This window comes from Telluribacter sp., assembly GCF_035998675.1.
GTDB lineage: Bacteria > Bacteroidota > Bacteroidia > Cytophagales > Spirosomataceae > Telluribacter.
The window spans coordinates 405,377-430,567 of the sequence record NZ_DASYHI010000013.1 but is presented as its reverse complement, the minus strand read 5'-3'; the positions used below and the strand labels follow the sequence as shown (position 1 = coordinate 430,567).

At 51.3% G+C, this 25,191-nt stretch carries 20 protein-coding genes; 7 read left to right on the top strand and 13 right to left on the bottom strand.

Annotation, left to right across the window (positions count from 1 at the left end; genetic code table 11):
* Window positions 1-177: 177 nt before the first annotated feature.
* A complete protein-coding gene (gene tatC / locus VGN67_RS06690; RefSeq protein ID WP_327486013.1) occupies window positions 178-1,038 on the top strand; it encodes a twin-arginine translocase subunit TatC in 861 nt (286 codons plus the stop codon).
* An 18-nt stretch (window positions 1,039-1,056) separates the two neighbouring features.
* Here the strand turns inward: tatC and VGN67_RS06685 are convergent, their stop codons facing one another.
* The 5 genes from VGN67_RS06685 to VGN67_RS06665 all read right to left on the bottom strand — a co-directional run bounded on the left by VGN67_RS06685 (window position 1,057) and on the right by VGN67_RS06665 (window position 5,791).
* On the bottom strand, window positions 1,057-2,181 hold the full coding sequence (locus tag VGN67_RS06685) for an aminotransferase class I/II-fold pyridoxal phosphate-dependent enzyme (protein WP_327486012.1): 1,125 nt from the start codon (window positions 2,179-2,181) through the stop codon (window positions 1,057-1,059).
* Window positions 2,178-3,200, bottom strand: coding sequence for a dipeptide epimerase (locus VGN67_RS06680; RefSeq protein WP_327486011.1), 1,023 nt, complete (start codon window positions 3,198-3,200; stop codon window positions 2,178-2,180). The genes VGN67_RS06685 and VGN67_RS06680 overlap by 4 nt, the downstream gene beginning before the upstream one ends.
* 111 nt (window positions 3,201-3,311) lie before the next feature.
* On the bottom strand, window positions 3,312-4,187 hold the full coding sequence (locus VGN67_RS06675; RefSeq protein WP_327486010.1) for an NAD kinase: 876 nt from the start codon (window positions 4,185-4,187) through the stop codon (window positions 3,312-3,314).
* A 36-nt stretch (window positions 4,188-4,223) separates the two neighbouring features.
* On the bottom strand, window positions 4,224-4,895 hold the full coding sequence (locus VGN67_RS06670; RefSeq protein WP_327486009.1) for a CBS domain-containing protein: 672 nt from the start codon (window positions 4,893-4,895) through the stop codon (window positions 4,224-4,226).
* Between the two features lie 122 nt (window positions 4,896-5,017).
* Entirely contained in the window at window positions 5,018-5,791 is a 774-nt protein-coding gene (locus VGN67_RS06665) for an alpha/beta hydrolase (RefSeq protein ID WP_327486008.1), read from the bottom strand.
* Between the two features lie 358 nt (window positions 5,792-6,149).
* Between VGN67_RS06665 and VGN67_RS06660 the strand changes: the two genes are divergently transcribed.
* Entirely contained in the window at window positions 6,150-7,382 is a 1,233-nt protein-coding gene (locus tag VGN67_RS06660; RefSeq protein ID WP_327486007.1) for an NAD(P)/FAD-dependent oxidoreductase, read from the top strand.
* Here VGN67_RS06660 and VGN67_RS06655 read toward each other — a convergent pair.
* Window positions 7,372-7,725, bottom strand: a complete 354-nt coding sequence (locus VGN67_RS06655; RefSeq protein WP_327486006.1) for a LytTR family DNA-binding domain-containing protein — start codon at window positions 7,723-7,725, stop codon at window positions 7,372-7,374. The genes VGN67_RS06660 and VGN67_RS06655 overlap by 11 nt on opposite strands.
* A 245-nt stretch (window positions 7,726-7,970) precedes the next feature.
* On the bottom strand, window positions 7,971-10,148 hold the full coding sequence (locus VGN67_RS06650) for a 3-hydroxyacyl-CoA dehydrogenase NAD-binding domain-containing protein (RefSeq protein ID WP_327486005.1): 2,178 nt from the start codon (window positions 10,146-10,148) through the stop codon (window positions 7,971-7,973).
* 293 nt (window positions 10,149-10,441) lie between these two features.
* On the opposite strand from VGN67_RS06650, the gene VGN67_RS06645 reads away from it, so the two are divergent.
* Entirely contained in the window at window positions 10,442-11,779 is a 1,338-nt protein-coding gene (locus VGN67_RS06645) for a hypothetical protein (RefSeq protein WP_327486004.1), read from the top strand.
* 20 nt (window positions 11,780-11,799) lie between these two features.
* On the opposite strand, the gene VGN67_RS06640 is transcribed toward VGN67_RS06645, so the two are convergent.
* The 4 genes from VGN67_RS06640 to VGN67_RS06625 form a co-directional block, all read right to left on the bottom strand.
* Window positions 11,800-13,008, bottom strand: coding sequence for an acetyl-CoA C-acetyltransferase (locus VGN67_RS06640; RefSeq protein ID WP_327486003.1), 1,209 nt, complete (start codon window positions 13,006-13,008; stop codon window positions 11,800-11,802).
* 138 nt (window positions 13,009-13,146) lie between these two features.
* Window positions 13,147-15,096 (bottom strand): nucleoside-diphosphate sugar epimerase/dehydratase, encoded by a 1,950-nt coding sequence (locus VGN67_RS06635; protein ID WP_327486002.1) that lies wholly within the window; start codon window positions 15,094-15,096, stop codon window positions 13,147-13,149.
* Between the two features lie 139 nt (window positions 15,097-15,235).
* Window positions 15,236-15,664, bottom strand: a complete 429-nt coding sequence (locus VGN67_RS06630; RefSeq protein ID WP_327486001.1) for a thioesterase family protein — start codon at window positions 15,662-15,664, stop codon at window positions 15,236-15,238.
* Between the two features lie 9 nt (window positions 15,665-15,673).
* Window positions 15,674-16,588, bottom strand: a complete 915-nt coding sequence (locus tag VGN67_RS06625) for a TIGR01777 family oxidoreductase (protein ID WP_327486000.1) — start codon at window positions 16,586-16,588, stop codon at window positions 15,674-15,676.
* 184 nt (window positions 16,589-16,772) lie between these two features.
* Here VGN67_RS06625 and VGN67_RS06620 point away from each other — a divergent pair, with 184 nt between their 5' ends.
* Together VGN67_RS06620 and VGN67_RS06615 are read left to right on the top strand one after the other, a co-directional pair.
* Window positions 16,773-17,579 (top strand): alpha/beta hydrolase, encoded by an 807-nt coding sequence (locus VGN67_RS06620; RefSeq protein ID WP_327485999.1) that lies wholly within the window; start codon window positions 16,773-16,775, stop codon window positions 17,577-17,579.
* A gap of 22 nt (window positions 17,580-17,601) precedes the next feature.
* Window positions 17,602-18,807 carry an ATP-binding protein gene (locus tag VGN67_RS06615; protein ID WP_327485998.1) on the top strand — a complete coding sequence of 402 codons (1,206 nt, stop codon included), beginning with the start codon at window positions 17,602-17,604 and terminating at the stop codon, window positions 18,805-18,807.
* A gap of 26 nt (window positions 18,808-18,833) precedes the next feature.
* Here VGN67_RS06615 and VGN67_RS06610 read toward each other — a convergent pair whose 3' ends face one another.
* Window positions 18,834-19,637, bottom strand: coding sequence for an ion transporter (locus tag VGN67_RS06610; protein ID WP_327485997.1), 804 nt, complete (start codon window positions 19,635-19,637; stop codon window positions 18,834-18,836).
* A 222-nt stretch (window positions 19,638-19,859) separates the two neighbouring features.
* On the opposite strand from VGN67_RS06610, the gene uvrB reads away from it, so the two are divergent.
* Window positions 19,860-21,878: an excinuclease ABC subunit UvrB gene (gene uvrB / locus VGN67_RS06605; RefSeq protein ID WP_327485996.1), complete on the top strand. Its 2,019-nt coding sequence runs from the start codon at window positions 19,860-19,862 to the stop codon at window positions 21,876-21,878.
* A 46-nt stretch (window positions 21,879-21,924) separates the two neighbouring features.
* Here uvrB and VGN67_RS06600 read toward each other — a convergent pair whose 3' ends face one another.
* The gene (locus tag VGN67_RS06600; protein WP_327485995.1) at window positions 21,925-24,264 is read right to left on the bottom strand and encodes a TonB-dependent receptor; all 2,340 of its coding nucleotides are present in this window, start codon (window positions 24,262-24,264) and stop codon (window positions 21,925-21,927) included.
* Window positions 24,265-24,353: 89 nt separating this feature from the next.
* Between VGN67_RS06600 and VGN67_RS06595 the strand changes: the two genes are divergently transcribed.
* A complete protein-coding gene (locus tag VGN67_RS06595; RefSeq protein ID WP_327485994.1) occupies window positions 24,354-25,124 on the top strand; it encodes a helix-turn-helix transcriptional regulator in 771 nt (256 codons plus the stop codon).
* Window positions 25,125-25,191 lie beyond the last annotated feature (67 nt).

Below are 25,191 nucleotides of genomic sequence, written 5' to 3'. Positions count from 1 at the left end.
TGAGGGAGCGCCTTGAACCAGATAGGTATTGTTCCAGTTTCATACTTAAAAGAATACCAGGTAGCTATTTCAGTTCGGTATCTTATACCTATTGATTTTTTGACTAATTTCGGCGGTTAAATAACACCTGTTTTTGAAAAATTTTATTAAGCCGGTTAACGGTAATAGAGATTGAATATGGCTCTTGATCAGGAATTTGAAAAAGAATTGGCAGAAGGTGAAGGCGATGAAATGACCTTTTTGGAACACCTGGAAGCCCTGCGCTGGCACGTTATCCGGGCGGTGGGTTCTATCCTCGTTTTTGCTATTATTGCCTATATTTTTATCAAAGAAATATATCGCTACGTCATTCTGGCTCCCGGTAAAGCTGATTTCTGGACATACCGGATGCTTTGCAGGTTGGGTGATTCGGTAGGTGCCGAAGGCCTTTGCATCAAGGCGCTAAACTTCAAAATACAGAGTATAGGGGTTGGAGATCAGTTTACGATGGGTCTTACCTCGGCCGTTATTACGGGCCTTATTTTCGCATTTCCGTATGCGTTCTGGGAGGTCTGGAGTTTTATTAAGCCGGGCCTGAAGCCGTCGGAGCGCCGGGCTGCCCGCGGAGCGGTATTCTACGTTACCTTTCTATTCTTTTCGGGTGTGTTCTTCGGCTATTTTATCGTGACACCCTTGGCTATCAACTTCCTGGCTAACTACCAGCTCGACGAATCTATTATTAATGAGTTCAGTATTGGCTCCTACATCGGAACCGTAGCTACTCTCACCCTGTCCTGTGGTATTGCCTTCCAGCTACCGGTAGTGGTGTTTGTACTATCCAAGGTGGGCGTGCTGACGCCCAGCTTTATGAAGGAGTACCGTCGCCACTCCTGGATCGTCATCCTGATCGTAGCGGCGATTATTACACCTTCACCCGATATTTATAGCCAGATTCTGGTCGCTCTGCCCCTGATGTTCCTGTACGAAGTAAGTATACTCGTATCCGGGCGGGTGGAAAGAGCCAAACTGGCGGAGGAGAAAAGTCTAACTAATTTATAACGACTGGGTAGTTGAGATTTAACTACTGAAAGTATTACAGACCTCGGCCAACCGGTCGAGGTCTTCTTTTTGGTGTAAGGTACTTATTACCAACCGCATCACCGGCTCGTCGGTAGGGCGGGGGTAGGGAAAGCAGGCGGCCAGGATACCGTGGGCATGCAGGTGCTCGTACAGCGCTATGTTCCTGCTGCAATAAACCGGATAGTCCGGGTATTGAATAAAAAAGCTATCGGGAGTTATTTTCTCTGTGAAGTACCGGCTGTTGGAAAGCAGGACCTCATGCGCCCGGGGGTACTCTCCGCTTTGCAGCAATTGTGTAAGAGCGTACATATAGGCCGGAGCGCTGGGCGAGCTTCCCGCAAACCAGGGCAGGCTACGTATTTCCTGAACTACGTTTTCTTCGGCCATAATTACGCCAGCCGGTATTCCGAGTGCCTTATTGAGCGAAGCGACTACCAGGGTATGTACGTTGGCCAGGCGTGGTAGCTGAGAAAAGATACCCCGTCCCTGCTCACCAAGTACCCCTAGTCCGTGCGAATCATCCACGACCAGCCACACCTGTTTGTCAGTCGGCAACTGCCCGAAAACCGAAAAGTCGAGGACTTCCACCCAGGGAGAGCCTACGGAGTCGGTACAGATGATGTGTAACTGGTCAGCGGTGCTATGCTCAATGGCTTGTACCGTAAGGTAGGCCCACTCGGTCCAGGTGGTGGTAGTAGCCGCATAGCCGGTGCCCCACAGGGCCGGATGTACACAAGGCGCGTAGTGGTAGGTAGTCGTAGAGACGCAAGATTTTGCGTCTGGATGGGGCAGGGTGGTGCCATCCGGGTACCTGCTTTCCAGGTACTTCATTACCAGTTGCCCCGCCCACATACCGGACGATACCGTCAGGGCCGATGAGGTACCTGCGAAGTCGGCCAGGGCTGCTTCGGCTTCCTCGTACACCGCCAGCCGCAGGGAATTATTGCGTGAACTGCCAAAGTGGGTACCGTAGCGCTCAAGACCTTCGCGCAGGTACTGTTGAAAAGCCCCGTTATGCCCCATACCCAGGTAGTCGGTACCGCTGAACCAGAGGTAGTCCCTGGGGCCGTCCAGACGAACGGTGCGGCCGGGTAGCGCGTGGATGGTGAAGGCTTTTTTCATGGTACCGGTAATGCCAGTTGGGCTCCCGTTCCGTTTTCATTGGCGTAGAGGACGCGCCCGGCGTCAAAAGTTACCCCTACGGCCGGGTCGTTACTGATGAGCAGCGTACCATCCATATCCACGTAGTCGAGCAGGGGAAGCAGGTGCGCAATGGCCGATATACCTACGCTGGATTCGTTCATGCAGCCTACCATGGTTTTCATGCCCAGGGCTTTGGCTTCGGTAATCATCCGCCGGGCGGGCGTCAGGCCGCCGCATTTGGTAAGTTTTATATTTACGCCGTGAAAAAGACCGTGGCACCGGGCTACGTCTGCTTCTACAATACAACTTTCGTCGGCAATAACGGGTAAGGTACTTTCCGCAAATACCCGCTGCATCCCCTCCTGGTCAGCGGCGGACAGTGGCTGCTCGATAAACTCAACGCCTAAGGCTTTCAATTCTGGCGCGTACCGGATGGTCTGATTGGCAGTCCAGGCACAATTGGCGTCGACCCGAAAGAGGGCGGTGGTGTGGCGGCGGAGTTCGCGTACAATGCGCAGGTCGTCGGTAGTACCGAGTTTTATCTTGTACAGCGGCCAGGGAAACTCCCGCATTTTGGCAACCATGTTATCAACCGAGTCAATTCCGATGGTGTAGTCCGTCAGAGGATTCGCCTCCGGCCTCAGCCCCCAGCATTCATACAGCTTTTTGCCTTGTTGCTTGGCAAAAAGGTCATGGGCTGCTTCGTCCAGAGCACAGTGGGCAAAGGGATTAGTTTCCAGGTACGGCTTTACCTCCTCCCAAAGCGCCTCGGGGGTGCCCCAGGTGTAGCTTTCTACCAGCGGCTTTACCTTTTCCAGCGCCTCTTTCATACCCTCAATGGTGATACCGTAGTACTTATTGGAGGTAGCTTCGCCAAACCCGGACAGGTTTTCCTCCCGTAGCTCTACAATAAGCGTCGGCTGCACGTCCCGCGAGTCGTGGGCAATGGTAAAGGTATGCTTGAGCTGTAAATTGAAAGTATGAAAAAAGAGTTGCATGATCCGATCCGGGTAGTAAAGGTAGACTCCGTAAAGTGGCTGAAACATGATTGGCGCAAAAGCTACCAGCCAGCTACGGAATCTTCCTTGTTCAATACACAAACATAAGGATCAATTACGCATATCCAGCCCCCACGACAGCTTATTTCGGAGCGTATTAAAAAAACTATCTTCGTTCATTTTAACGAGGCGGGCCACAAAATCAGCCTTCCGGACGGTGATATGGGTACCTTCGTTAACTACCTGCGAGCGCGCATCAAGGGATACCAGGAAACTCCCGCTCCGGCTTTTGACGTCAAAACTCAGCACCGCTGAATCTTCCACGACCAGCGGGCGCACATTCAGGTTATGCGGGCTGACGGGCGTTACAATAAAGTTCTGGTTTTTGGGTACCAGCACCGGGCCGCCGCAACTGAGAGAATAACCGGTAGAGCCGGTAGGGGTGGAGATAATGAGGCCGTCGGCCCAGTAAGAATTGAGAAACTCACCGTTCATGTAAGCATGTACGGTGATCATGGAAGAAGTATCGGTTTTAGAAATGGTAAAGTCGTTCAGGCCGAAGTTAAGCGTACCGAACAACTGCTCGTCCGACTCCACACACACCAGCGAGCGGTGGTCCAGCCGGTACTGTCCGGCTTCAATGGTCGCGATGAGCGAGGGTAGTTCGGGCGGAGAAATAGTAGCCAGAAACCCCAGCCGCCCTACATTGATACCCACGATGGGAATTTGCCGGGCACCCACGTGGGTTACCGTGTCGAGCAGGGTACCATCTCCCCCCAGGCTAAATATAAAATCGGCGTCGAACAGGTTTTCGGATGAATCATAAACCAGCGACGCCTTGTGTGATATGCCTATTTCGTCCAGAATACCGCGGTAAACGCCCGAAAGCTGTACGTCGATGTGCCGGGCCGACAAATCGTCAAACATGGTTTGGATAAAAGGGCGGGCTGATTCGGTGAAGATGCGTCCGTGAATAGCTATTTTCATACGGCGGTAGGAAAGTAACTCCTAAAGTACCAACTCTTAGGTGGCCAGGTACCTGAGAAGCATATCAAGTCGCTCCTGGTCAACGCTTTCAATGGGGTCATTGGCGTGCGCTTCCTTGATGTCATAGCCAAAGCGCTCGAGCGTAGCCACAATAGGCGTAATATTGGTGCGGTTGAGTTTAAGGGTAAGGCGCGAGTCCTCCGGAGAGTTATAGTCCGTAGACGAAGTATAGTAGCTACTGATAACCTTGGTACCGTTGGATTCAATAAGACGACTGATTTCGGACAGCGAATAGTCGCGCTCGGTGACTTTAAGTACCAGTACCGCTCCTTTTTCCTGTACTCCCATACTATCCGCAAACCGCGCCAACAGTTCACCCACCAGTATAGTACCGGCCAGGGTATTGTCCTCGTACAGGACCGGTATTACTTTCAAGCTAAATTGGTTTGCCAGGCGAAGTAGCTCGTACACGTGCTGGTCTTCGGTCGCAAACACATCCAGATGTTGCCTTACTACCTCCGATAAGGGCAGAGAATCATCAGGTACATCCAGCAGAAGCTCTTCCGATACAATTCCCCTGTACTCATCGGCATCGGCTACTACCAGCTGTCTCGTCTGATACTCTTCCATCCAATCCAGCGCCGTACTCACTGCATCAGTGAGCTTAAGGGTGGGCACCATGGGATTGATAAGAATTGCTGCAAGCATACGAGTTATGAGTGTCTTTTGCGAAAACTAAAAAAAAATGGGTTACTTTCAAATTAACTACTAAAAAAGTTTGCCACAAAAAAAGGGCCGCACGCGGCCCCTCAGAAATTGCAGCAGGGTAATTACGCTACTTCAAATAACGAGTGTTTTTCTAAAAATTGTTCCAGAACGCGGTTAAACTTCTCCGGATGCTCCATCATGGGTGCGTGGCAGCATTTATCAATAAAGTGTAGTTCCGAGCTTTTGATGAGCCGGTTAAACTCGTGGCCTACATAAGGAGGGGTAATGGTATCGTTAAGACCCCACACCAGCAGGGTCGGTATTTTTATTTTATCCAGCTCTTTGGACAGGTTGTGGCGCTGAGCCGATTTGGCAATTCCCACAATACTCATGCATTTGGCGATACTGGACGTTACCTCAAATACTTCGTCAATGAGTTCTTTGGTGGCGACCTGAGGGTTATAAAAGGTATAGGATACCCGCTCGGCAATGTAGCCGTAGCTGCCACGCTTGGGGAAAGATCCACCCATCGAGTTCTCAAATAATCCCGAACTACCCGTAAGTACCAGCCGCTGTACGTTGTCCGGGTTCTTGAGAGTATAGAGCAGGGCTACGTGTCCACCCAGCGAATTGCCCAGCAACGTGAGATTTGTCAGATTTTTGGCCGCCAGGAAACGTTCCAGAAATTCCAGCAGGGCCTCCAGACCGGCCTTTCGCGGCGACAGCTCATAAATAGGCAGCACCGGAATAATAACACGGTAGCGGTTCGAGAAACCATCAATGACGCCGTCCCAGTTGCTTAACGCTCCGAACAAGCCGTGCAGCAGCAGGAGATTCTCGCCCTGGCCCTCGTCAATAAATCTGAAATCGCCTTCTACCTGTACTTTATATTTCATTTTTAGGAATAGATAAAAAAGTCTGCTGACTCAATGAATGTATATAGTTCGTCTTGGAAATGCAGGTACTTATCCGGGAAAGCGGCCCGATAAACAAATAATTGTTCAACAAGAAGCTTACAACATAAGTTAGTGAAAAAAATACAGTTTACCCAATTTCGTACCTTAAAGATTGGTTCTTTTCCCGGGGCTGCCACAGCGGGTGGTGTAACCATACAGGCTGCTAACTCTTAACTTAAAGGTTTTCAGGCCTGCAAAGCTACCTATTTTTTTATGAAAAGGAGCTGATAAGCCTCCATCTACTATTAGAAATTTCTTATAAATATTATATTATTATACACATATCCTATTATTTAACATGGAAACGTCCTATCCAGTAGTTATCATTGGGGCCGGTATGGCTGGTCTTACCTGCGCCCATTATCTCCGGCAGGCCGGCGTACCGGTGCAGGTACTGGAAGCCTCCGACGCCGTTGGGGGCAGGGTCAGGACGGACCGCGTTGAGGGGTTTCAACTCGACCGGGGCTTTCAGATTCTGCTTACGGCTTATCCGGAGGCGAAGCGTTTGCTTGATTATCCGGCCTTACGGCTGGGGGCGTTTCGTTCGGGGGCAGTGGTGCGCTGTGCCAATGGCTTTGAAGAAGTAGCCGATCCCCGCCGGGCGCTCTCCGGTATTTTCAAGACGCTGAAGGCACCAATAGGCTCACTGGCGGATAAAATGCGGGTACTTAAGCTTATTGCGGACGTAAAATCGGTAGCTACCGCAAGTGATTTTTTTAAGCAGCCCGACCAGGACTCGCTGACTTTTCTGCGGGAGTACGGCTGGAGCGACCGTATGATCAATTCATTTTTCCGTCCTTTCTTCGGGGGCATTTTTCTGGAAGATAACCTGATTACGTCGAGTAATTTTCTCCGGTTTGTGTTCAGACAGTTTTACGAAGGGGAGGCCGCGCTGCCGGCGGCAGGGATGCAGGCCATACCGGAGCAGCTGGCGGCCGCGCTACCAGCCGGTTCGGTGCGGCTGAATACCCCGGTGGCGGGTATGGAAGGTACTAGCGTCCGGCTGGCCAGCGGGGAGGCAATTCGGGCCCGGCAGGTAGTACTGGCCACCGATGCCCGCGCCGCCGACCACCTGCTGGGTACCTCTTCCAGCCGCTCATTTAATACAACTACCTGTACCTACTTTGCGGCTGACCGCTCCCCCTTACCGCGCAAAATGCTGATTCTGAACCCGGATGTAAACTCCGTGGTCCACCATATAGGAATTTTGAGTGATGTAACGCCAACCTATGCTCCGGAAGGAAAAACGCTGATATCGGTAAGCAGCCAGGGCCCCGGTCAGGCTGAGGTATCAGAAGAAAAAATTCGTTTGGTACTTAAGGAGTGGTTTGGGGAGGAGGTACTGCAATGGCGCTATCTGCGGGCGTATCGTGTAAAGGATGCGCTGGTGCGCTACGGAGCAGGAAGCCGACCGGAGGAACTACGCCTTCGGGAGGGGCTGTACCGTTGCGGTGATTACACGGCTTATCCGTCTCTGAACGCGGCTATGCAAACCGGGCGCGAAGTAGCCCACCTGATTACTAGTACATAGTCCTTAGCTTGTGTTTCAGCATCATGTTTTTGACCTGGGGCCAGCGCCTGCGGGCTATGCCAATGGAACTCCCGTCTTTTAGCTGGGCGACCCGCTCGGCGTTACAAAGGCTTTCCAGGTAAGCCAGGTTGATAATGCAGCCTTTGTGGATTCTTACAAAAGTATCGGGCAGCAGGGCTTCGTAAACCCGCAAGGTGCGGGAAGTAATGTATTGTTTACGGTTTACTAAGGTAAAAATAGTGTAGTTACTTTCTCCTCGCATATACACTACATCCTCAAATACAAAGGGTAAGTTGAGGATCTTACCGGGAAGTTCAGAAATAGTGTGTGTATAGTTCTCCATAGGGTGATGAGGATAGGACAAAAGAAAACTATCTATACTTAATGGCGAGGATTAATATGACGGAAAGGCTTTACACAAAGGTAGACGTATAGTACTTGCTCTGTCAATACCGTATTTACGGTATTTTTGGAGCCAAATGGGAAATTTTTGTCACTAATAAGCCGAATTTTTACCGTATTTAAAGCAAAAAGTCACCACTAGGAATATAAGTGGTGACTTTTTTAATGAAAATATTGTAATTGAAATTAGGCAGAAGAAACGGGGCTTCCGGATGCAAAACCCTCCCGGGTTCGGGCCGTTTGTCGTAACTTTTCGGTGGGCCGGAAACGCTCGCCGTAGGTATCAGCCAGGCGGTCACACTCCTCCACGAAAGCCGGGGTACCTATATAGTCTACAAAAGAAAGAGCACCGCCGGTATAGGGCGGAAAACCCCAGGCCAGGATAGAGCCAAGATCGGCATCCAGCCGGGTCCGGATAACACCTCCTTCGTAGCAACGCACGGCCTCGAGGGCCTGCCGGTACAATAGCCGTTTTTTGACTTCGTCCAGGGCTGGCTGTACCTCCGAAACCGGAAACTGTTCGGCTAATCCGGGCCACAGGTACTTGGTACCCTCCTGGGGGTATTCATAAAATCCGGCGCGGGACTTCTTGCCCATCCGCCCCAGTTCCACAAATTTCCGGCTCACCTGGTAGGCGGTGTCTTCTTCGGTGAGAGCGCCATCTTGTATAGCCTGACTGGAAATCTTGTGGACCAGATCCAGGGCTACCTCGTCGGTGACGGCCAGCGGCCCCACGGGCATACCGGCCATTTTGGCGGCATTCTCAATAAGTACCGGATTAACCCCGTCTTTCAAAAGCTCCATGCCTTCGGACGTGTAGGTATTAAAGCAGCGCGAGGTATAAAAGCCCCGCGAGTCATTGACTACAATGGGAGTTTTACGAATCTTGCGCACGTAATCAATGACTACCGCCAGGGCATAGTCGGAGGTGTGGCGACCTACGATGAGCTCCACGAGCATCATCTTGTCTACCGGCGAAAAGAAGTGAATACCAATAAAGTTGGCGGGGTTGGCCGATGCTTCGGCGAGGCCGCTGATGGGGAGGGTGGAGGTATTAGACCCAAAAACGCCCCTGTCAGCCAGCAGCGGCTCGGCTTCCTGAGTAACCCGGGCTTTCAGCTCCCGGTTTTCGTAAACGGCTTCAATGATCAAATCGCAACCCTGCAGGTCATCCACCTCGGCGGTGGGTGTTATGAGACTCAGAATACCCCCGGCCTTCCCCGAATCCATTTTGCCCCGGCTGATGACCTTTTCCAGCAGTTTGCGGGAGTACTCTTTGCCCTTTTCGGCAGCTTCGGTACTTACATCTTTCAGTACTACTTCAATGCCCGCCATAGCGGAGACGTAGGCAATACCCGCCCCCATCATACCCGCTCCCAGAATCCCTACTTTTCTGATGTCGGTTTTATCAATATTTTTAGGGCGGCTCGCCCCTTTGTTGGCTTCGTTGAGGCCCAGAAACATGGTCCGGATCAGGTTACCTGCTTCCCGGGAGGTCGCTACCTGCACAAAGTACCGGGCCTCAATCGCCAGCGCACGATCCATATTTACCTGCAGGCCTTCGTATACACAGGCCATAATCGCCTCGGGCGCGGGGTAGTTTCCTTTGGATTTATCCATCATCATGGCTGTACCCACCGTGAACGTCTGCATACCTACGGGGCTTTGCACATTACCGCCGGGTACTTTATAATTGTCTTTCCCGACTATACGGCCGGATTTGCGGTCTACCTGATCCCAGGATTTAACGGGTGAAGGATTCGCGGCTATCCAGGCGTGCGCTTTTTCCAGCATTTCCTCCCGCGATGCGGCCAGGGCGTCCACCATACCTATGTTTAGCGCCTCCTGCGGCCCCACGTCTTTCCCCTCGAGCATCAGGGGCAGGGCCGCCTGCATACCAATCATACGGGGCAGGCGCTGGGTACCTCCACCGCCGGGCAGCAGCCCCAGTTTTACTTCGGGCAGGCCCACCCTGGTTTTGGGGTTATCCAGCGCAACGCGGTAGTGGCAGGCCAGGCATACTTCGTAGCCGCCGCCCAGGGCGGTACCGTTTATGGCCGCGACGGTAGGTTTGCCGCTGGTTTCCATTTTCCGGAATAAACGATTCAGGCCCATTGACACTTCGAGCATTTCCCGGGGGTCTTTATCCTGATTCCGGAGAATCATTTTAAGATCGGCCCCCACGATAAATTCGGGTTTGGCAGAAGTAACAATAATTCCTTTTACGTCAGGAGCGTCGTAGGCTTTCTGTATGGCCTTTTCAAATTCAGGGATGGACTCGTCGTTCAGGACGTTCATCGGGGAGGTAGTCATGTTCCAGGAGATAACCGCCACCCCTTTGTCTATTGCATAGTCTATTGCCATTCTGATTAAGTGTTTATCGTCTTAAAAATAACGAGTAGTCAATTCTGTTGTTCCATTTTTTTATACTTTGCACAAATAATCAATTTACCCCGAGCTTCTATGAAAAATCCTGCCGAAGCTCGGGGTACTTGTATGTATCTGATAGGAAGCCTGTACCAAAGTGCCCTTTTGTTTCTCTACCCTATTAAAGGTAAATGGGGTGCGATTGCTTAAAATTGATTAAAAACTGAATAATTCATATGTTATATCCTGGCGAATGTTCCAATAGCAGCCGTCAATTCTTATTTTCCCGTATGCACAGCCTACTTCGTCTATTTTGCTGGCTATCCATGGCCGTGCTCCTTATTACCTGCCGACCCGACAAAATAGAGCCCGATCCTCTCACTGATGGGCAGCCCCGCATCCTTGCCATCCGGTTTCCAGGGATTCCTGAGAAGGACGTAAACATAGACCAGAAGAATTTTCTGATCACCATCAAGGTACCCTCTGTACTACTGAAAGATATGGAACCCATCCTGGAATTGACTGAAAATGCAAAATTATTGAAAGGGCGCTTATATCCCATTTTTACAGGAAGCTGTCCGGATTGCAAAGATATTCCGCTGGGTCTGAAGGGGGCTGGATACGATCACACAATTGTTAAATATACAGTAAAACTTATTCCCATTGGCCCCATAGAGATGGGTCTTATGAAGGAGCCTATTCATCATATTCTGCATGATGATCCTACGGGGTTACTCCTCGTTCCGATGATTAATTTGTATGGAAATACATTGCCTATTACCGTTGAGTTGGTTCATCGTACTACCAAAGAAAAGATTTTGATTGACGAAAGTAGTCGGATATTTCCAGGCTATTTAGGTAATACAAACAACCTGGTCCTTTTTATGGATGAATTGAAAAATCGATTGCCAGGTACTTATGACATAGACCTGAAAATGGCAGATGGGCGGACGCTGAGAGCTCCACAGCCAGTCATTATAGACAAAGGCCCGGCGTATATTACAACTTATCAGCATTTAATTTATTATGGTATTGATGCAACAGCTGGAACCACACTTTCCGTGGAGGGCTACAATTTGTTTTCGGGAGACATTACCCTGGAACTCACGGATCGGGAAGGGAAAACGTTTTCATTGCCCAACCTGGTCTTTGAGCGTTACGGTCTGAAGCTGGGCATTCCGATCCCTGCCAGTCTGCCGACAGGCCAATACGTGATGCGGCTTTACCAGTTTGGCAAAGCGCGGGAAAGCTGTTTTAGGCTCAATGTCCGGAAAGGGAAAGCACCCGATGCCCAAATAGGCACTATTGGTGATAACCCAACTCCCTGCTCACTTCAGGAGCCCGTTCGGATTGGCCGAAACATAGCCACAGCCCTTACTTACACGCTTACACCCAAGCTGCCAAATCGGCCTCGGATGAAGCTGGTACCTATGGATGGCGCTCAACTAGTTTATTACGGAGCCATCTCTCCTTACGTACTGCAACCCATGCCCACTGGTCCAGCCAGAATGACCATTGCCAGTGACGTACCCATAGGTCACTATATCGCCACGCTTCAGTACTTGGATACGGCCGGTCAGGTGATAGCTGAGAGCGAGCCCTACGGGCGGGTACTGGAAGTGTATTGAGTTTTTTCGGTAAACAAATACTACTCTACCCGTTCAAAAATGGTTGCGATGCCCATACCGGCACCGATGCACAGCGTGGCCAGACCGGTAGTCAGGTCACGACGTTCCATTTCATCGAGCAGGGTTGCGGAAATAATGGCTCCCGTTGCGCCCAGCGGATGCCCCAGCGCGATGGCTCCACCGTTAGGGTTAACCTTGCTGTGGTCGACCCCCAGGAGTTCCATAAACAGCATGGGTATAGCGGCAAAGGCTTCGTTAACTTCAAACAGATCAATATCAGCTATGTTCATGCCCGCCCGCTTTAGTACTTTTTGAGTGGCGGGTACCGGGCCGGTCAGCATAATGGTGGGTTCAGAGCCCACCACAGCAAAGGCCTTGATTCGGGCCCGGGGTTTGAGCCCCAGCTGCTCCCCGATTTCCCGACTGCCAATCAGTAATCCGGCGGCACCGTCTACGATCTGCGATGAGTTGCCGGCGTGGTGAACGTGGTTGATGTGGGTCATGTCGGGGTACTTCATCAGGGCCAGGGCATTGAGGCCCATTTGTCCCTGCGCCTCAAAGGCCGGTTTTAGTTTAGTTAGTGAGTCAACCGTAGTACCCGGACGTACCCCCTCGTCGTAGTCCAGCAGGGTAGTACCAAGGTTGTCCTGCACCGGTACCAGCGTGCGCGCGAAACGCCCGGCCTGCTGGGCTTCCACCGCCCGGCGGTACGACTCGGCGGCATAGGTGTCCACATCGGTACGGGAGTAGCCGTAGCGGGTAGCGATAAGGTCGGCCGAAATGCCTTGGGGTACTATGTTGTGGCGGGCTACAATCTGTGGATTCATAAAAAGCGCTCCCCCGTCGGCACCCATTGGTACCCGCGACATAGACTCCACGCCTCCGGCAATGATCATATCCACCTGGCCGGACATTACGTAGGCGGCGGCCATGTTGATGGCCTCCAGCCCCGACGAGCAGAACCGATTGAGCTGAACACCAGCCACCGAGTCGGCATAACCGGCTTCAATCACTGCCGTGCGGGCGATGTCGGCCCCCTGTTCGCCGATGGGGGTTACGCAGCCCATGATCACGTCGTCGATGTAGCTGGTATCCAACTGGTTGCGATCTCTGAGTTCTTTGAGTACAGTGGTTAGTAGCTGTACGGGCTGCACCTCGTGCAGCGAGCCGTCGGATTTGCCCCGGCCGCGGGGCGTACGAACAGCATCATAGATATAGGCTTCGGCCATAGACTTTAGTAGTAAGGGTTATAGAAAGAGAAGTATGCACGCATACAGCTTTACAAAAATAAGATTTATTCTTACCTGGCAAATTACTCCTGAATTTTAAAACGAAAGAAGTCGCAAAAACAAAGAATACGGGCCTGCTCAACGGGGGTTGGTCAGTTTTTCTTCTGCCTGATCCAGCTTTTCAAACTCGGAGTTATTACTGATAAATTCCGGGATAATACCCTTGAGCAGACCTACCATTGCCTCGCGGTCGCACTTCTTGAGCGCTTTGCGCAGCTCGACAAAAGTCTCGTGTACCAACTGGAAAGGAACCGACTGCAGGCGGGCAATTAGGATCTTGGGGTGATGCGTGGGCCGGTTCTGTTCGCATTCACCCAGGAGCTCTTCGAAGAGCTTTTCGCCGGGGCGTAAGCCCGTGTATTCAATTTTTATGTCCCGGTCTATTTCCAAACCCGACAGTTGAATCATGCGGCGGGCCAGGTCCTGAATGCGGACGGGTTCTCCCATATCAAAGACAAATACTTCGCCCCGAATACCCATAGTCCCGGCCTCAAGTACCAGCTGGCAGGCTTCGGGAATGGTCATAAAATAACGGATTACTTCCGGGTGCGTTACGGTAAGCGGTCCGCCCGCCTGAATCTGCTTTTTGAACAACGGTACTACCGAGCCGTTGGAACCCAGTACATTGCCGAAGCGGGTAATCACAAAGCGCGTGCCGTTGTTAAAGCGGTCGTTCAGGCTTTGCAGGTACATTTCGGCCAGACGCTTGGTGGCCCCCATTACATTGGTAGGGTTAACGGCCTTATCGGTAGAGACAAACACAAATTTCTCCACGTCGTTGCTGGTCGAAAGATCGGCGAGTAGTTTGGTGCCTAAGGCGTTGGTTTTGATGGCTTCGTACGGGTACTTTTCCATGAGCGGCACGTGCTTGTAAGCCGCGGCGTGGTATACTACCTGTGGCCGATGCAGGTTAAACATACGCTGCATACGTACCTCATCCGTAATATCGGCTACAATGGGGAGCAGCTTAGTAGCCGTCGGGCAGTTTTGGTTAAGTTCAAATTCCAGGTCATATAAAGCCGACTCGGACTGGTCCATCAGCAGAAGGCGGGACGGGCAATAGCGCAGGATCTGGCGGGTAAGTTCACTGCCGATGGAGCCGGCAGCGCCGGTAATCAGAATACACTTTCCGGTCACCTGCTCCTCAATCTTTTCGTTGGTCAGCTGTATGGGTTCCCGTTCCAGCAGGTCTTCTATACGTATCTTTCTGATTTGCTGGCTGCTGAGCCTGCCGTTCAGCCATTCGTTGGCTGAGGGTACTACTTTCACCACAATGTCCCGCTGCAGAAAGTACTCAATGATTGCTTTTTTGTGGGAAGGTGAAATGCCCTGAATGGCCAGCACGACTTCTACCTCTCTTGCTGTGTCTGATAAAAACCGCTCGTAGGCGGTATCGAGGTCATATACCCGGACACCTTCCACTGACATATCGCCCAGGGTAGTGTTATCGTCAATAAAACACAGGATATTATATACGTTACCGGTATCATGCAGCAGTACATTTTTGGTAACCAGGCCCAAGGTACCAGCTCCGTAAATAATAACGTCCTGCGACTGTTTCCGGCGATTTTTGCTGGCTATGTCCATGTACATGGATTTTACAAAAAAGCGGCTGGCAATCATCAGAAACAGACAAATAAAGTACTCAATAAGAAGTACCGATACTGGAATATAGAGGGAATGATTGTCCCCGAAAAAAGCAGCGGTTGTCGAAAGCCCGGTGGTGATCAGGCTGCTGGCGGTAACGGTCCGGAAAATCAGGTTCATGTCTTCCAGACTGGTATGACGCACAATGCCGTGGTAGGACCGATAGGACGTAAAGCAGACATAACGGACCAGCAGCAGAAATACGAGGTAGTATTGATAAACGCTCCAGTTGATATCGGCGACATCAAAGTTGAAGCGCAGGATACAGGCTGTCAGGAAGGAAAAAACGATTATCGCCAGGTCAATAGCCAGAACCAGCTTACGCGATACAAAACGATGATGGTAACTATCCAGTACGCGTTTGAAGAAATTTTCTACCATACTTTTTGATAAAAAGACTATTGAATACCTTCACATTCTTTTTATCACAGAATAGTACAATCCGAGGGGCGCTGTTAAAAGTATTAAAGTTATAAATATACTACTAATTCAAACATATAGAACTTCCCGGTTTCTGTCGCTACGCTTCCCGGATTTTCCTGACAACAGGTTCAGGCAAAGGAGTTTTGCTAAGTCCGGTATAGTCATAGCTCACAATAACAGAATGGCCTTCAGCAACAATACGGCCTAATTGACTACTTATCATTAGGTGCTGTAGTTCAAACCCGTACGCATGCAGGCTGCCATTTACAACCCCGGTCGCTACCCGTACGGTGTCCGGAAATGTAACCGGTGCCTTGTACCTGCACCGTACTTCCGCCAGGATAGGCCCAATGCCCCCGCTGAACCCGGTAAAATCCCACTCCCTGAAAAGTGCAATTCGACCACTTTCCATATACCGGATATAAACCGCATTGTTGAGGTGTCGGGCTGCATCCATCTCTCCCCACGCTACCGGAATCTCAATCACTGAAGGATACCCTAGATATAATTCGGACACTTTATTCATACTTTACGGCTATTGCTTAGGTAGCAGATCAACCAGAGCGGCCTGGAGGCCCGGGTACAGGTACCTGAACGCGCTGTGCCTGATTCGCTCGTTCTTTACGTAGCTGCTGCCCAGTACTACGGCCGCCATTTCGCCAAAGACGAGGCGTAGGGCAAAGGCAGGTACGTGTGGTGCCCACTGTGGTTTGCCCAGTACATCACAAATCTGACGGGTAAGCTGCTCGTTGGTGACCGGTGAAGGTGCCACGCCATTGTATACTCCTTCCCAGTCCGGATGCTCCAGGGCTTCCAAGTACATGCGACAAATATCGTCGACGTGTATCCAGGACACCCACTGTTTGCCTGAACCCAGCGGCGCACCCACGGCCCAGCGGGCAGGGGCCGCAATCTGAGGCAGGGCTCCTCCCTCACCACTAAGTACCACGCCGGTGCGTATTTTAACAGTACGCACTCCCAGGGCTTTAACGGCATCAGCGGCGGCTTCCCACTTAACAGTAACCTCAGCCATGAAGTCATTGCCGGGGGGCGAGGTCTCCGTTTGTTGCACATCGCCGGTGTCAGCTCCGTAGTACCCGATAGCCGACGAAGACACAAAAACTTTAGGCTTAACCCCCTGCTCCGCCATTTTGCGGGCGAGTAGTTGTATACTTTCGGTACGGCTACTAAGTATGATTTTTTTACGGTCTTCGGTCCAGCGGCCATCAGCTATACCGGCACCGGCCAGATGAATGAGGTAATCCATATTGTCCAGCGCCTGCTTATCTACATAGCCTTTGCTAATATCCCACTGGAACACTTTTACGTTGGGGTAGGAGGCCGGGCCCCGGCTAAGATACGCTACCCGATAGCCTCTTTCCAGTAATAATTCGGTAAGACGGCGTCCAATAAGACCGGTTCCGCCGGTAATCAGTACTGTTTCTGCCATCTGGTGCGATTTCCAATAGTAAATAAACTATGAACAGGCAGAAAGGTTATAATTAGCCCTAAAATTGGAAATACGGTAAACAGGCCAGAAGGAGAAGCGACTACGGGGCTGGTTCTTTTAGTTATACTGAAAATGTTGTAACTTGCCTCTAAGTTTATAACAAGTTACAATATCCACCGAGTCCATGACATCCAATATTCTTCAGCGCAATAATGTAAAAATTTCCGGAAAGGGAGAGCAGCCTATTATGTTTGCCCATGGCTTTGGCTGCGACCAGAACATGTGGCGTTACATAACCCCCGCTTTCGAGCAGGATTACAAGCTTATCCTGTTTGACTTTGTGGGTAGTGGCCAGTCCGAAATCAGCGCCTATAATCCCGAAAGGTACTCGACCCTGCACGGGTATGCGCAGGATGTGCTGGAAATATGCGAGGTGCTGGACCTGCGGGACGTTATTTTTGTGGGTCACTCGGTAAGCAGCATGACGGGCATGCTGGCGGCGGTGTCTGAACCCGGCTATTTTTCCCGGATAGTTATGGTTGGCCCTTCGCCCTGCTATATTAACGATGAGAACTACAAGGGTGGCTTTGAAAGGCAGGATATTGAGGGGCTGCTGGAAACCATGGAAAAAAACTACATTGGCTGGTCCAGTTTCCTGGCGCCCCAGATCATGGGTAACCAAGACCGGCCGGAACTGGGAGCAGAGCTTACGGAGAGTTTCTGCTCAACGGATCCCGTAATTGCCCGTCAGTTTGCGCAGGCAACTTTCTTTTCCGATTATCGTAACGACCTGTCTAAACTTAAACTGCCTTCGTTAATCATGCAGTGTTCCGACGATATTATAGCGCCGCTGGAAGTAGGTGAATATTTACACAGAAACCTGCCCAACAGTACGCTTAAAGTTATGAAAGCTACCGGTCACTGCCCGCACGTAAGTTCACCCGACGAAACAATTGATATAATACGGGAGTATTTGTCTCATATGAGTTAACTTTCCGGGATAACCCTAACCGATGGATAATTTGCTAGAACATGCACCAGGTGGTATCTTTTCTTTTACAGATGACAGCCTTCTGCATGAAGTAAATGGAACCTTCTGTAAAATGCTGGGATACAGCAAAGAAGAGCTCCATAAACGTACCGTTGAGAATATCCTTTCTCTCTCAGCCCGTATTTTTTACCAGACACACTTTTTTCTCATGCTAAAAATGCACGGGGAAGCGGAGGAAATATTTCTTCACCTGAAAGCCAAGTCCGGCAATCAGGTACCTGTTTTGCTCAACGCCCGACGTATAGAACATGACGGTAGTATTATAAACCTGTGTGTATGTATATGCGTACCTAACCGGGGAAAATACGAAAACGAAATTCTGGAGGCCAAACGACTCGCTGAAAAAGCCCTGAATGAAAATTTGGAGCTTGTTAAGGCCAAGGCCGAGTTGCAGGAGCAGGCTGAAAAGCTGGATCAGAGTATTCAGGAGCTGCAGGTACTTAATGATGAACTCATGCAGTTTAGCCATATAATTTCGCATGACCTACAGGAGCCACTGCGCAAAATGATGGTGTTTACGGAGGTACTTAGTCAAGAGCAGGGTGGAACGCAGTCGGCCCGCACAGTTATGGCCTCCGAGCGTATCCGGAAGGTAGCTACTTACATGAAAGAGGTACTTTATAGCCTACAGCAGTACGTCTGGCTTAATGAATCCGGGAGCATTAAGAAGCGGGTAAAACTGGAAAAGTCAATCATGCTGGCGTGCTATAAGGCAGAAGGAACCGGGGAAGGACAGAATTTTGACTGTACGCTTGAGCTGGACGGGCTACCGGTAATCTATGGCGACCCGGGGCAGCTGGAGATGCTGTTTGACCACTTGTTTGATAACGCTCTGAAATTTAGAGCAGCCGAAAGACCGCTGCGCATAACAGTGGCCGGAACGGTGGTAAGCCGTAATCATTTCAAAACCATCCAGGGGAAATTTAAGTACGTTGACTTTATAAAAATACAGTTTACGGACAATGGTATAGGTTTTGAAAAAGACTACCATACCTACGTATTTCAGCTTTTTAAAAAACTGGATGCCAATACAAGTGGCCTGGGAATTGGGCTGGCCTTGTGCCGGAAAATAGTGCAGAACCACCAGGGCACCATGACGGTATCTTCCGCACCCGGCGTAGGTACTACCTTTACCATTATGCTACCCGTACTACCGCAGGAAGAGTAACGCGCCGGCTGGCTACTGGCAGACCGCTACTCAAGCTTATGGCCGCAGACCTTGCAATAGGAAGCGTCGTTGTCATTATGATTGTTGCCACAGCTGGGGCATAGTCGGGTACCTTTCTGCATATGTAGTAATTCGTTGGTGACGATGCCCGTCGGCACTGCTATAATCGCATACCCGATCAGCATGATCAGCGAAGCGATAATTTTTCCCAGGACCGTCTGCGGTACAATATCTCCAAAGCCAACCGTGGTTAGTGTAACAATAGCCCAGTAAATACTGACAGGGATACTGGTAAATCCGCTTTCGGCGGCGTTGCCGTTTTCAATCAGGTACATGACAGTTCCCAATATTATCACAATGGAGAGTACCATCCCCAGAAATACGATAATCTTCTGATAGCTGTTTGTTAGCGCTCTGGTTATTGTTTGTGCTTCTAAAATAAACCGAACCAGCTTGAGTATCCGGAACACCCGCAGTACCCTTAGAATTCGGATAGCGAGCAGGTAGCGGGTACCTGTTACCAGGATCCCTAAATAGGTGGGTAGAATAGCCATTAAATCAATAATTCCCCAAAAACCGAAAACATAGCTGCGGGTATTTCTCGACACCCAGATACGCAGGAGGTACTCCAGGGTAAATACAAGTGTAAAGAACCAGTCTATGGCGTAAAATTCGAGCTGATACCTGGCCCGAAGGGCGGGTATACTTTCCAGCATAACAACCAGTACACTTATAACGATGCTTATTATCAGCACCACATCGAAAGCCTTACCAGCCGGGGTGTCGGATTCGAATATGATGATGTACAGCCTATCGCGGATACTTTTCATACGTATAAGACTAAGACATGGATCGTACCGGCGGGCTATCCAAACGCCAGCCCGACGGATAGTTTATTTTTCAGGAGGTACTGCTGTAGTACCGAACTATTGGTACCCCTTCCTATGTTTCAATTTACTGGATTTAATGGTAATTTTCGGGACCAACCTACCATTGCACCGGTCATTTGCTGAAAGTATGAGACCTCACGCTTAATTATTGAAGGGTTATCTATGAATTTTGAAATAGTTTCTGATTATCAGCCGACGGGCGACCAGCCCCAGGCCATTCAACAACTGGTCGAAGGCCTCCGAAGCGGCGAACGCGCCCAAACCCTACTGGGGGTAACCGGCTCTGGTAAAACCTTTACCATAGCTAATGTAGTAGAGCAGGTCAACCGCCCCACGCTGGTACTTAGCCATAACAAAACCCTGGCGGCCCAGCTGTACGGTGAATTTAAGCAGTTTTTTCCGGACAATGCCGTTGAGTACTTCATCAGCTACTACGACTACTACCAGCCCGAGGCTTTTATAGCCACTACCAATACCTACATTGAAAAAGACCTGGCCATTAACGAAGAGATTGATAAGCTGCGGCTCTCAACGGTTTCTTCGCTGATGAGCGGCCGTCGCGACGTGATTGTGGTGGCGTCGGTTTCCTGTATCTATGGTGCCGGTAACCCCCAGGAGTACAAAAAGAGCATTGTACGCGTAGGCGTGGGCGACACCGTCAGCCGCAACCAATTCCTGTTCCGGCTAGTGGAGATTTTGTACAGCCGCACCGAGGCGGAGTTTACCCGCGGTACCTTCCGGGTGAAGGGCGACACCGTGGACGTATACCCCGGCTACGCCGACTTCGCCTACCGCTTTATTTTTTACGGCGATGAAATCGAGGAAATTCAGCGCATTGACCCTTCTAACGGGAAAAGGCTTTCCAGCGAACGCCAGATTGCTGTCTTCCCGGCCAACCTGTTTGTAACCGGCCGCGATGTACTTATGCAGTCCATGAAAGAAATTCAGGACGACCTGGTGGCCCAGATCCGGTACTTTGCCAAGGAAGGGCGACTGCTGGAAGCCGAGCGGATTAAGGAACGAACTGAGTTTGACCTGGAAATGATGCGCGAACTGGGCTACTGCTCGGGTATCGAAAACTATTCACGGTACTTTGACCGCCGATTGCCGGGGCAGCGGCCTTTCTGTCTGCTCGACTACTTTCCCGAGGACTACCTGCTCGTGGTCGACGAAAGCCACGTAACTATGCCACAGATACGCGCCATGTGGGGCGGAGACCGCTCGCGTAAGGAAGCTCTGGTAGATTACGGTTTCCGGCTACCCTCCGCCATGGACAACCGGCCCCTGACCTTCCAGGAGTTTGAAGACCTGTCCAGCCAGATTATTTTTGTCAGTGCTACCCCGGCCGACTACGAGCTGCGCCGCACCGAAGGAATTGTGGTGGAACAGATCATCCGCCCGACGGGCCTGCTGGACCCCGAAATTGAAGTACGGCCCAGCCTGAACCAGATTGACGACCTGCTCGACGAAATTGATATCCGTATAAAGCGGGGCGAGCGGGCACTGGTTACTACCCTTACCAAGCGTATGGCCGAGGAGCTTAGCAAGTACCTTGACCGCGTTGGTATCAAGTGTCGCTATATCCACTCCGAAGTAAAGGCGCTGGACCGGGTAGAAATCCTGCGTGAGCTGCGGCTGGGGGTGTTTGATGTATTGGTAGGCGTGAACCTGCTGCGCGAAGGACTTGACCTGCCCGAGGTATCGCTGGTTGCCATTATGGACGCCGATAAGGAAGGCTTCCTGCGCGATATTCGCTCCCTGATCCAGACCATTGGCCGCGCCGCCCGGAACGACAAGGGAAAGGTACTTATGTACGCCGACCGGATTACGGGCTCCATGCAAAAAGCCATTGACGAAACCAACCGCCGCCGCAGCATTCAGATGACCTACAACGAAGAGCACGGCATTACGCCGCGTACCATTCTGAAATCCAGGGAAGCTATCATGGAGCAGACCCGGGTGGCCGACTCCAAGGTACGCAAGATGTACGTGGAGCCCGATGAGATACGCATTGCGGCCGATCCGGTGGTGCAGTACATGGGCAAAAACGACCTACAAATACTCATTGCCGAAACCCAGCGCAAGATGGAAGCCGCCGCCAAAGACCTGGACTTCCTGCAGGCCGCCCGCTTCCGCGATGAATTGCAGCAGCTCAAGGAGCGTATGAAAGAAAAGGCGTAAGGCTAATTGACTCAGCAGAGGCGCAAAATTTTGCGCCTCTGCTTTTTTAGAATTCTATCCGGTAACTGACGTTAGGAATCATGATGGCCTCGCGGTGCTCGTCAATGGTGTGCTGCCGGTAGTTGTACCGGAACCCGTAGAAATCGCCGTATTGGGTGGCGTTAAGTACCTTCAGCGCCAGTTCGTGCGCGGTTTTGGCGCGGTTAATCTTGTAGCTGGCCGTAAAGTGCGCCAGCAGCGCGGGCGGTAACTGCCGCGAGTAGAGCTGTCCTTCGGTGTACACAACTTCTTTCTTCGCCAGCGAAGCCGCTGTATTGACGGGCGTGTAGGGCTCGCCGCCCTGTACTGTCAGGCGGGTATTGATACCCAATACATGCTGCCGACTCCTGCCTACCTGCCACTCTTTACCCACCAGCAGATTGGAGAGGTACCTGCGGTTGAACATTGTATTGCGCCAGATCCCATTATCCCCACTGTATTCTGAATTGAACAGGGAAGTAGTCAGCAGGAAGTAGTAGCCCCGCGAAAGGTACCTTTCCAGCGTCAGGTCCAGCCCGTAGTTGCGGCCTTTGCCCGTGTTGACCAGCTTCTCGCTGAGGTACCATTGGTTGGTCAGGTTAATGAACGAAAAGGAGGTACCCCGAACTACCGGGACGCTGTACAGATACTGGTAGTAGGGTTCTATCTTCAGCAGCACATTCTCCGAAAGATTGACCCCGTAGCTTAGTACCAGGTGGTGCGCTTTGGTAAAATCCAGGTTCCGGTTCACCAGTTGCGTGTCAGTCAGCGGTGTGCGGGTAAAGTAGTAGTTGAGGCGCTCCAGCCGGCTGTGCAGCCCGTAGGCCAGCCCCAGGTACTGCTTTTGTGTCATTTGCCACTTAATCCCGGCCCGGGGCTCGAGGGTATAGCGATTGTTCAGCGAAAACAACTGCCCGTTCAGGCCCAGGTTCAACGTGAGACGGTCAGAGAAGCGGAAGGCTGAACTGGTATAGGCCGTCAGCAGGGTACTGAATCCGGTTTCGTCCACCACGGTTAGGGGGGCTTGTTCGGTGGTACCGGCATCTTTCAGCAGCATGTCGTACCGCAGTCCGGTCAGTACGATACCGGTTTTGTTGGTATGCCGGGGGCTGAATTTTTTGGTCAGGGAGGAGGTCAATACAAAATTCCAGTTGGCAGTCTGGTTCTGACTTTGGGGCAGCAGAGCCTGCTGGTGGTTCAGGCGTTTTACCCGCCAGTCGAGGCCGCTGACCGTTGCCGCCAGGGTGGTTTTGAGTTGCGCGTTATTCCTGAAAATATAGTCATGACTAAGGCCCGTAGCTCCCATGTACTGCTTCGCATCGGCCTCTTCGCGGTTCTGGGCGTAGAGCCACTGGCTACTGTCGGTTTGGGCCAGCTGCCCCGAGCGGTCCCGCAGGCCAAGGCCCCAGAAGGAAAATACGCCTGACTTGTTGGTAGGAAAATAGAGCTTAAACGACAGGTCCTGGTAGCTGGTACCCTGGGCTTCCTCGGGTAACAGGGGCTTCATAAGCGCCAGGGTAGAGTAGCGGTAGTTGAACAGGTACGACGATCGGCCGCCCTTTTTAAAAGGCCCCTCCGAGGAAGCATCAATACCAATAGCTCCCAGCTGAAACGTATGCTCGGGCTTCTGGCTGGTACCGTTGCGCATGAATATGTCGAACACGCCCGAGAGCGCATTACTGTACTCGGCGGGAAAAGCGCCGGTAAAGAAGTCGGAGTTGGCGAGCATCTGAGTACTCAGGGCCGTCAGGCCGCCGCCACCAAAAGCCGAAAGGTCCGCAAAGTGATTCGGATTGGGTATCTCTACGCCCTCCATTTTCCACTGCAGCGCCCGGGGCGCATTACCCCGTACCACTATTCCGTTATTAGCCACGTTGCTGGCTACGCCCGCAAAGGCCGAAGCCAGGCGCGCCGGGTCATCAAAGCCTCCGGCGTACCGGCGGGCCTCTTCCACGCTTAGCATCCGGGCACTCACGGTAGCCATGTTGTTGAGAGGCTCCTCCTTGTTGACTTTGGGTTTTACCACCACATCGTCCAGTTTGGTTATACTTTCTCTAATACTTACATTTACAAAGGTTTCTTTGGACGAGGAAACCGCTATTTCTTTGAGCAGGGCGGGTTCATAGCCCAGGTAGGTAATCCGCAGGTCGTAGCGCCCGACGGGTACCTTGTCTATAGTGAAGTCTCCTTCCGCAGTAGTGGTTGTGCCAATGAGCGGGTCGGTGCCGGGGAGTACCACCGTAGCGAAGGGAATAGGAGCGCCGGAGGCTTCGTCTACTACCTTACCCCGGATAGTCTGGAAGGGCTGCTGCGCCAGTACAACAATACAGTGTGCCAGCAGGCCCGTAGTGATAAGGAACTGTTTCATAGCGTGAATGGGTGACTAATAGATGAACTCTGCAAAGCTACCGGCTACCTGAACGCTCCACCATACTGAAAAATCAGTAATCTAAGACCATGAACGAACTGGAAGTACTTGGAATGGAATACTACGAATTGCTGGGAAGACAGCAGTTTGTGGCGGAACACCTGGATTATAAAGTACTTGACCGGCACCGGCCGGCCCTGGAAACCATGTCCCAGGTCAACAACTGTGGCATCACCATTTTTGACATGTTCAAAAAGGAGCATGTGTATACCTCCTACAACTTCTCAGAAATATTTGGCTACGACCTGGACTCTGTAAGTCAGCAGGGAAATGACTACTTCAACTCGCGGGTGCATCCGGATGATTTTGTGGGGCTGATGAAGAATGGCATCCTGATCCTGAAATTTTTTCATGGGCTCCGGCAGGAAGAGCGCTCCCACTACAAGCTGGTCAACGAGTACCGGATTATGGGGAATGAGAGCCGGTACATCCGGGTTATTGAGCAGCACCAGGCCCTGGAACTGGATACCAGCGGCAACGTATGGCTGACGCTGGGTGTCATAGATATTTCACCGGACCAGACCGACCTGCCGGGTATTAAAAGCCAGATTTTTAACTACAAAACCGGCCGGGTAGTACCCCTGCCAGCCACCAGCGAAGAACTCATAAATCTGTCAAAAAGAGAAAAGGAGGTGCTTCAGCTGGTAAAGGATGGGTACCTGAGTAAGGAGATTTCCGAGAAGCTGTTTATCAGTGTCCATACCGTCAATACCCACCGCCAGCGCATCATGGAAAAACTGGGCGCTAATAATTCACTGGAGGCCATTGCCTACGCCTCCCGGCTGGGACTTATGAACTAACAGAGCGGAGTACCTGCTCGATAAATCTCTTTGCTTTCTACCATCAGTTTGAGCCAAACCTCACCGC

What these genes read in the sequence shown, in the direction of transcription:
- VGN67_RS06645 (WP_327486004.1), top strand. Translation starts at nt 10,442, where the DNA reads ATGCACAGCCTACTTCGTCTATTTTGCTGGCTATCCATGGCCGTGCTC.
- VGN67_RS06655 (WP_327486006.1), bottom strand. Translation starts at nt 7,725, where the DNA reads ATGGAGAACTATACACACACTATTTCTGAACTTCCCGGTAAGATCCTC.
- VGN67_RS06595 (WP_327485994.1), top strand. Translation starts at nt 24,354, where the DNA reads ATGAACGAACTGGAAGTACTTGGAATGGAATACTACGAATTGCTGGGA.
- VGN67_RS06640 (WP_327486003.1), bottom strand. Translation starts at nt 13,008, where the DNA reads ATGGCCGAAGCCTATATCTATGATGCTGTTCGTACGCCCCGCGGCCGG.
- VGN67_RS06670 (WP_327486009.1), bottom strand. Translation starts at nt 4,895, where the DNA reads ATGCTTGCAGCAATTCTTATCAATCCCATGGTGCCCACCCTTAAGCTC.
- VGN67_RS06625 (WP_327486000.1), bottom strand. Translation starts at nt 16,588, where the DNA reads ATGGCAGAAACAGTACTGATTACCGGCGGAACCGGTCTTATTGGACGC.
- VGN67_RS06665 (WP_327486008.1), bottom strand. Translation starts at nt 5,791, where the DNA reads ATGAAATATAAAGTACAGGTAGAAGGCGATTTCAGATTTATTGACGAG.
- uvrB (WP_327485996.1), top strand. Translation starts at nt 19,860, where the DNA reads ATGAATTTTGAAATAGTTTCTGATTATCAGCCGACGGGCGACCAGCCC.
- VGN67_RS06620 (WP_327485999.1), top strand. Translation starts at nt 16,773, where the DNA reads ATGACATCCAATATTCTTCAGCGCAATAATGTAAAAATTTCCGGAAAG.
- VGN67_RS06600 (WP_327485995.1), bottom strand. Translation starts at nt 24,264, where the DNA reads ATGAAACAGTTCCTTATCACTACGGGCCTGCTGGCACACTGTATTGTT.
- VGN67_RS06630 (WP_327486001.1), bottom strand. Translation starts at nt 15,664, where the DNA reads ATGAATAAAGTGTCCGAATTATATCTAGGGTATCCTTCAGTGATTGAG.
- VGN67_RS06660 (WP_327486007.1), top strand. Translation starts at nt 6,150, where the DNA reads ATGGAAACGTCCTATCCAGTAGTTATCATTGGGGCCGGTATGGCTGGT.
- VGN67_RS06610 (WP_327485997.1), bottom strand. Translation starts at nt 19,637, where the DNA reads ATGAAAAGTATCCGCGATAGGCTGTACATCATCATATTCGAATCCGAC.
- VGN67_RS06615 (WP_327485998.1), top strand. Translation starts at nt 17,602, where the DNA reads ATGGATAATTTGCTAGAACATGCACCAGGTGGTATCTTTTCTTTTACA.
- VGN67_RS06650 (WP_327486005.1), bottom strand. Translation starts at nt 10,148, where the DNA reads ATGGCAATAGACTATGCAATAGACAAAGGGGTGGCGGTTATCTCCTGG.
- VGN67_RS06685 (WP_327486012.1), bottom strand. Translation starts at nt 2,181, where the DNA reads ATGAAAAAAGCCTTCACCATCCACGCGCTACCCGGCCGCACCGTTCGT.
- VGN67_RS06680 (WP_327486011.1), bottom strand. Translation starts at nt 3,200, where the DNA reads ATGCAACTCTTTTTTCATACTTTCAATTTACAGCTCAAGCATACCTTT.
- VGN67_RS06635 (WP_327486002.1), bottom strand. Translation starts at nt 15,096, where the DNA reads ATGGTAGAAAATTTCTTCAAACGCGTACTGGATAGTTACCATCATCGT.
- tatC (WP_327486013.1), top strand. Translation starts at nt 178, where the DNA reads ATGGCTCTTGATCAGGAATTTGAAAAAGAATTGGCAGAAGGTGAAGGC.
- VGN67_RS06675 (WP_327486010.1), bottom strand. Translation starts at nt 4,187, where the DNA reads ATGAAAATAGCTATTCACGGACGCATCTTCACCGAATCAGCCCGCCCT.